The organism is Vibrio sp. 1249-1 (assembly GCF_033340495.1).
In genome coordinates, this window is the sequence record NZ_JAWOWJ010001228.1 from 1 (window position 1) to 505 (window position 505).

The following is a 505-nucleotide window of genomic DNA, read 5'->3' on the forward strand; positions in this document are numbered from 1 at the left end:
AGTGCTAGCAGAAAAAGAAATGAACACAAAATTGTCTCCTGCTAGTCTAACTAAAATGATGACCAGCTACGTAATCGGCCAAGAGCTAGCACGTGGTAATATCTCAGAAGATGATGACGTAACCATCAGTAAGAATGCATGGGCGAAAAACTTCCCAGATTCTTCCAAAATGTTCATCGAAGTAAACACATCTGTGTCTCTGTCTGATTTATATCGAGGATTGGTGGTTCAGTCAGGAAACGATGCTAGTGTTGCCATTGCAGAGCACGTCGCTGGTAGCGAAGCAGGCTTTGTTAGCTTAATGAATAGTTGGGCGAGTCAACTTGGTTTGACGAATTCCTCATTTACTAACCCTCATGGTTTAGATAGCGATGGTTTGTATTCAACACCGCATGATATAGCTAAGTTGGGTCAAGCAATCATTCGTGATCTGCCAGATATTTATCCGATGTACAGTGAACCGTATTTTACGTACAACGGTATTACTCAATATAACAGGAATGGT

The 505-nt window shown here is 41.4% G+C and carries 1 protein-coding gene; it reads left to right on the forward strand.

Going from position 1 to position 505, the window contains the following annotated elements; translation table 11 throughout:
• Position 1: 1 nt before the first annotated feature.
• Positions 2-505 (forward strand): D-alanyl-D-alanine carboxypeptidase family protein (locus tag R7Z50_RS31415; protein WP_318150264.1); only part of this gene is annotated, 504 nt, incomplete at its 3' end.